This is a genomic window from Anoxybacillus tepidamans PS2 (genome assembly GCF_000620165.1).
In the GTDB taxonomy this organism is placed as follows: domain Bacteria; phylum Bacillota; class Bacilli; order Bacillales; family Anoxybacillaceae; genus Anoxybacteroides; species Anoxybacteroides tepidamans_A.
This window is the reverse complement of record NZ_JHVN01000040.1, coordinates 1-6,445: the sequence shown is the minus strand read 5'-3', so window position 1 is coordinate 6,445 and position 6,445 is coordinate 1. Positions and strand designations below refer to the sequence as shown.

The 6,445-nt window shown below is 40.0% G+C and carries 7 protein-coding genes and 1 tRNA gene; 1 reads left to right on the top strand and 7 read right to left on the bottom strand.

Features of this window, described 5'->3' with window-relative positions; all coding sequences use genetic code 11:
* Window positions 1-70 precede the first annotated feature (70 nt).
* The 7 genes from N667_RS0117255 to N667_RS0117230 form a co-directional block, all read right to left on the bottom strand.
* Window positions 71-1,420: an IS1182 family transposase gene (locus N667_RS0117255; protein WP_027408435.1), complete on the bottom strand. Its 1,350-nt coding sequence runs from the start codon at window positions 1,418-1,420 to the stop codon at window positions 71-73.
* A gap of 1,008 nt (window positions 1,421-2,428) precedes the next feature.
* On the bottom strand, window positions 2,429-3,502 hold the full coding sequence (locus tag N667_RS0117250) for a DUF6094 domain-containing protein (RefSeq protein WP_232223990.1): 1,074 nt from the start codon (window positions 3,500-3,502) through the stop codon (window positions 2,429-2,431).
* A gap of 41 nt (window positions 3,503-3,543) precedes the next feature.
* Entirely contained in the window at window positions 3,544-3,759 is a 216-nt protein-coding gene (locus N667_RS19630) for a JAB domain-containing protein (RefSeq protein WP_084279298.1), read from the bottom strand.
* 57 nt (window positions 3,760-3,816) lie between these two features.
* Window positions 3,817-4,311: a single-stranded DNA-binding protein gene (ssb, locus tag N667_RS0117245; protein WP_027410655.1), complete on the bottom strand. Its 495-nt coding sequence runs from the start codon at window positions 4,309-4,311 to the stop codon at window positions 3,817-3,819.
* 27 nt (window positions 4,312-4,338) lie between these two features.
* Window positions 4,339-4,674, bottom strand: a complete 336-nt coding sequence (locus N667_RS0117240) for a DUF6018 family natural product bioysynthesis protein (RefSeq protein ID WP_027410654.1) — start codon at window positions 4,672-4,674, stop codon at window positions 4,339-4,341.
* Between the two features lie 529 nt (window positions 4,675-5,203).
* Window positions 5,204-5,923, bottom strand: a complete 720-nt coding sequence (locus N667_RS19195; RefSeq protein WP_051530093.1) for a hypothetical protein — start codon at window positions 5,921-5,923, stop codon at window positions 5,204-5,206.
* Window positions 5,924-6,014: 91 nt separating this feature from the next.
* A tRNA-Cys gene (locus N667_RS0117230) sits at window positions 6,015-6,085 on the bottom strand.
* 135 nt (window positions 6,086-6,220) lie between these two features.
* Here N667_RS0117230 and N667_RS18950 point away from each other — a divergent pair.
* A partial coding sequence (locus N667_RS18950) for a transposase (protein ID WP_035099271.1) occupies window positions 6,221-6,445 on the top strand: 225 nt, incomplete at its 3' end.

Sequence of the window (6,445 nt, the reverse complement as noted above, 5' to 3'; positions counted from 1 at the left end):
AAAGTGTTGAAAAAGTATGATGTCAAGAAAAAGTTCACGGAAGACGTGAGTTTTTTCTTTTCTTTTTGCCTTACTTATGATAACTTAAGTCTATACCTTGTGATTGAAGGGATCGTAATTTGATCCACTTTTTTAGGTTTTGGATCATGGCGGTGATCCAGACCTGAATCTGTACGTATGGAACTCCGCGGTATCGTGCAAAACGAAGCCCGTGGAGTTCTTTACTTTCTGCAAAACTTCGTTCAATAGTAGCGGGACGAACCAATCGAAGGATTTGTCCTCTTTCTGATAGCCGCCGTTTTCTCATTTGTTCGTAGACCTCTTGATGAACCGAGATCCGGAGTACTCGATCTCCTTTTCCTTTCGCGGCAGGACATCCTGTACAACTGCCTTTCACGACAGGTTTGTATTCATGGTATCCGGCGCGAGTGGACGTCGAATAGGTAAACTCCACACCACAAGGGCCAACATAGACATCTTCTTTCACTCCACGGAAGTGACTGGAACGGCATTTCGGATGTTCTTTTCGATGAAAGCGAAGATAAGAAATATACGCTCCGATCCCTTTCTTTTCGAGCCCCCGTCCAAGCCGTGCGTTATAGTAGCCGGCATCTAGCACGATTTCTTCCGGCACATAGCCGATTCGTTGTTTCACCCGCTCGATTCGTTCCAACAGCACGCGATGCCCCGGCACATTCGCTGACGTAACATAGGCATCTAAAATAAAATGGTGCAGGGTTTCGACGATGCGATGATCATGAAAAGCAAACCGACCACGAGGATCATGCTTGACAGATAGTCCTGCATCTGGATCGGTAGTACTGAAAAGGACTTCTTTCCCCTCCTCTTTTGGCGGCTTGGGAGAAAGGGGTTTTTTCCCATGTTGTAAGCGCTTTTGATTCAGTAGCTGTAGCACGTCCTCGTCTTCCTTCTCCATCACCTTGACGCGTTTTCGCTTATTCGCATTCGCTTTTAGCTCGGTTTCATCCGCAGCCCACGTTTCTGGAGATAAAAATCCTTCTTTTTGAATCTGTAACAGGACACACTCGAATAAGGCTTCCCATACCTTTGGATCAACACGATGACGAAGGAACTTCGATACACTGGAGTGACAGGGGACCGAATCGTCCTTAGAAAGGCCTAAAAACCATCGATACGTGATGTGCTGTTCAATTTGTTTACAGGTGAAACGAACAGAACGAAATCCTTCGATATACTGAATGATTAAAATTTTAACAAGCATCAATGGGTCAAGCGATGGACGACCTTTGTCTTCTGAATACAACGGTTTTAGTAACGAATACACGTAGTTCCAATTCATCGTTTTGTCAATCTGAACGACTAAATGATTTTTGTCGTACATGTTTTCATAAGCTTGTCTGTTCTTTTTCAGTTCGAATTTTGAAAAAGAAAAATACATAGTTCTTCATCCCCTTCTTCATTGCTTTTCCCTAAAATTTTAACAAAAGAAAAACGATTTTGTCGTTGACAAAATCGTTTTTCAACAGTCTGTAGAGGTACACATACCTCTACTTTTTTTAATTCCAATTTAACTCTTTATAGTTTTCTGCAGATCTCTCCTCTAAAGATCTATGAAATCCATTAACCATTCTTCATATTTTCTTTTGTTTGCTCGTATAAAAATAAATCTCAACAATACTTCACTCTTTTTCGACTTCTATAGTGAACGAGGTCAAACGATATTATGCAAGATTTAATTAAAAATTACGAGGTGATAAAAATGAAAAGGAAAAATGTAAATATAAATCTAAATGTAGACTTTTAGGATGTAATTGACTTACTGAACGCAATGTTCCCTCAAATTCTCCCTAATGTCGGAAATTTTCTGGCGAGTTTAAAACCTTAAACATGGATTATCGTATTATTGGTCCTCATTATTATCGTCCAACAAGTCTATATTTTTTCAATGCAAAGAGGCTTCAAAGAGTAGCCCTCTTCAATTTCTTCTAACCACTGTCGCTTAGTTCCATACCTCGTAACACTGCTTTTTCTCCAATAAACAGTATCGAATGCACTTAATTCATAGTAGGATCTTGCTTATCAAAAATTGATAAGAGGATATCAAAAATTGATATACGGAAATATTCACAATAAAAATTCCGCTTATCAAAAATTGATATACGAGGGTATCAAAAAATGATATACGGGATTTTTGTGGATAAATCGCTTATCAAAAATTGATACCCCATTGTCAAAAAATGATAAGCGAAATTTCGCTTATCCAAAAATGATATAGGGAGATATCAAAAATTGATATTGAATAAATACGAAAGTATTAAGAAATATATTAAATTAAGAAATAAATGAGATAAGTAAAAAGCAACAAAAACCAAACCATATTAACTTAGAAACCATTCTCCAAACAAAAAAGCAGCAAGAGAGCTATATCCTCTTGCTGCTTAACATCTCATACTAACTTGCGTACGATTCCGCTCGGTGTAATAATCTTGACCGACACAGAACGTTTCGTCCGTTGCTTCACGATAGTCGTTTTGCTACCGTCGTCACGGACATGTTCTTCCTTTACATCCTCTTTGGTGACGATTTCCAAACCTTGTACCGCGTGAAGATGATCTCCGTGCGAAACAAGCCCATTTACGCCGCCTGACCCTAATAATAGCATCATTTGACCTTGATTAATAGGGATAGCAGGTTGTCCTCCTATTTCAAGCGTACGAGGCTTTGTACGCTCTTTAAACGCTTGAAATCCTTTGGAAAACCGGATGCCTTCTGCAAAGTCAGCCTTTGCTAGAAAGCGGCTGTGGAATGTCCGGATGATAATATCTCCACTTGGCACATTCCATGTTTTACGTCCAATGAATTGCTCGATGGACGCTACTTTTGATTGGACAAATTCCTCCTTGTCCATTTGAAGCAGAAATTCAAAGAGTTTTTGATTAAACTCTTTGAATTTCCCGCTCTTCTTCCGAGCGATGGCGATACATTGTCGATAATCATCGTAATCCTCTTCCGAAAAGCGCATAATCCCCACTTCTTCAAATTGTGTTGCGAGGAAGCGGGCAATTTTATGATCAGCATATCGATAGGAAGGAATAATATAGATCAATATGCCTCCCTCTTTGAGATACTTGGTGTTCCGCAAGAGTTCCACATATTCCTTACGCTCCGCGGACGTATCCCCTACCCCCTTCATCGTAAAATCGTAAGGCGGATTCAAAAATACCAACGAAAAAGTATCATTCTGAATCGCCATTGTCTCAATGGGCGCGTTGATTACACAATCAAGCACCTCATCGGCCTTCTCGGCTCGTGCTTTGTCTAATTCTACTCCGTAGGTGACGATATTACAATCGTCCGTACGGAAAGCCTGTGCCAATTGATGAAGGATGGCACCCTCCCCACAAGTGGGGTCAAGCCATGCTCCGCTTCCCTCGACATTCAGTAGTTTGATAATATAATCCCCTTGGCACTGCGGTGTGGCAAAGAAGCCTGCTCTTAATTTGTTACCGATATGTGACACGGATAGTCCCTCCTATTCGTTTTATAAAAGATAACCGTCGATCAATTCCATAGATAATACATTTTTTCTCTCATGGAAACAAAGCAACCTTGACCAATAATAATATGGTCTCTGACAGGAACTCCTAATGTTTGCCCTACTTCCACGAGTCTTTTAGTGACATGGATGTCTTCGGGGGATTCAATCGAAGACCCAGACGGATGATTGTGTGCACAGATAATGGAAGCGGCACTTAATCGATCTTCTGTCCCTTTTATGAATAATTCGTTAAAACAAAACGAGTGTTGTCCATGAGAACAACACCCGTTTCCACATCAGAACGGTAGGTCATCGGGATGGATGTCAATCGGCTCCGCATTTCGGAACGGGTCGTCATCGTAACCACCACTATATCCATCGGATTCATACGGTGATTGAAGCGGTTGGTTGTAGCCACCTGATTTCGTACTTTTTGCGGTTCCCGATGCACGTCCTGTGCTTTCTGAGCTACCCTTCGGCTCAAGGAATTGCACACTCTCCGCCACCACTTCGGTGACATACACACGCTTTCCATCTTGCCCTTCGTAGCTTCTCGTATGTAATCTTCCATCGACACCTGCCATACTCCCTTTTTTCAAAAAGTTTGCGACGTTTTCAGCTGCACGGCGCCAGACGACACAATGAATAAAATCTGCCTCCCGCTCGCCTTGTTCATTCGTGAACGGACGGTTAACAGCTAGTGTGAATGTTGCCACCGCTACGCTACTTGGAGTGTAACGTAATTCCGGGTCTTTTGTTAATCTTCCCACGAGGATTACTCTGTTGATCATAATTTCACTTCCCCTTTCATTGTTTAATCATTCTTTGATTTCCCAAAACATATCCCAGAACTTTCGGAGTTTGTTTATTAAGGAAAATTCTTTAATTGATTTGCTTCCTAAATGATATGTCTCACTTCCAGCCTCTCTCCAAAGTATCTTTTGACCAGTCTCTGCCTCAATACAACGGATTACCATTAATATTTCGTGCAGAGCGTCTTTTTTGCTATCGGCGCGAGCCGTATAATATCGTTTCGATCCATCTTGTAGATTAATCTCCACCTTAATTCGTTTCTTTCCTTTCCGGTGCACCATTTCAAGACGCACCTGATTGGTTACGTTTTTGAAAACCTCTGCTAGCTGAATACTGTTCATTTTTATCCATCCTTTCTAAAGAGTAATAAAAAAAGCGCTCTTTAGAACGTCTAATGGGCATAGGAATTCCTATGCCGTAAGATCGTTCCAAAGAACGCTTGGTTTGGTAAAACACCCGCTGACCCTGATGTTCCAGAGTCGCTAAACAAAAAAAATAATACACTTTTATTATAGTTCAAACTAGAAATTTCGACAATTGTTTTTTGCATAACTTTCATCTCATAATAGAGATGTGTCTTTTCATAAGCTCCCTATCCGTAAAAGGTCGAGTCATATCAACAGATAATCTCAAGGTTTATTTGTCTAATCAGATATCTCTTTTTCCAAGAGCACAAACCATTAAATAATGGTTTACAATCCACGTTCTAGATGCCTTTATCTAAGAAGAAAACATATTTTCCGTGGATTTACGTGTTTTTTTACAAGATAGAAATTTGAAAAACTGATTTACAAAGGTTCTTTTAAATTTAAATTGAAAATGACCACCCGAAGGATGGTCACTGATAATAATGATATATAACTCTTTTACCTACGATTTGCAATTCTTTGCGTCTCCGCCAAACCACGCTACAATATCGATGTATGCGCAATTATCTACCGATTTATTGGCTGTAACGCAATCTACCAGTTGTTTATCGCAACAATCATCTTCCCATCCAAAATTTGCATAACATCTGTCATGGGCCCGACAACAACTATCAATTGCATTGATTGGAGTTCCGCCACCTTTTGACATACCGTCTCCGCATCCTGGTCCGCAGTGTCTATAAGTTCCTGCACATTCAACTAAGCAAAAGCTAATTGGAAACCCTTCAGCTTCTACATTGTTTTCCCTATTCATCAATTGAACAGCATGATTTGTTTCTTTAAAGAATGTTGAACTGAACTCAGTTCTAAATAGCTGCTTTACTTCGCCATTATCAATGCTAAGACCAAGAACCTCTTTCTGCTCCGGGTCTGATACATCTGCAGAATAGTACAAGAAAACGTTGCTATCTTTTTGTGATTCAAGGATGTACAGTTTTGCATGCTTTTCTTTGTTAAGAAGTACAATTGATTTAAACTGGGCCTTCCCATCATCCCAAACAACTTCTCCTTTAATTGCCTCAGTTACTTGGAGGCCGAGCGTTGAGGTTGGATATTGTTTTTCCATAGACTCTTTGATTTTTTTAAATGTGTCATCTTGTTCCACTTTGTTTAATAAGTCTGTTTGCTCTTCTTTTGACAAAAGAACGATATTTTGTAACATAATCTTTTCCTCCTTAGTTCATCATTGTCAAACCAAAAATGTAGCTACATTTTCAAACACCACTTCCAACTAACGCGTTAAAAGGAAGGAAAGGTGGTACCCGGATTCGAACCGGGGATCTAGGTTTTGCAGACCTCTGCCTTACCCCTTGGCTATACCACCATTTTTATAAGTTGATTACCAACTTACATGATGATGTATAAAATTTTGTGTAAAGCATTTTACTAGAGCAAAATAAAAAAGGTAGGGTATTCTCTGATTGAACCCAAACATTCCAGAGAAAGGAGAACCCTACCTATGTCTAAAAGTATACCGAATGTCGACTGGGCAAATCAACTGGAAAGTGTCATTCGTCAGTTTATAAAGGAAAAATTAGAACTGATCATGCGGGAAGAAATTAAAAATTTCCTCGAAATGGAACAAGCCGGAACGTCGAATATGAGAAACGGCTACTATCAACGAAATTTAGATACGCAATATGGCCGGATTGAGGGTCTTTTGGTCCCTAGAGACCGAAACGGA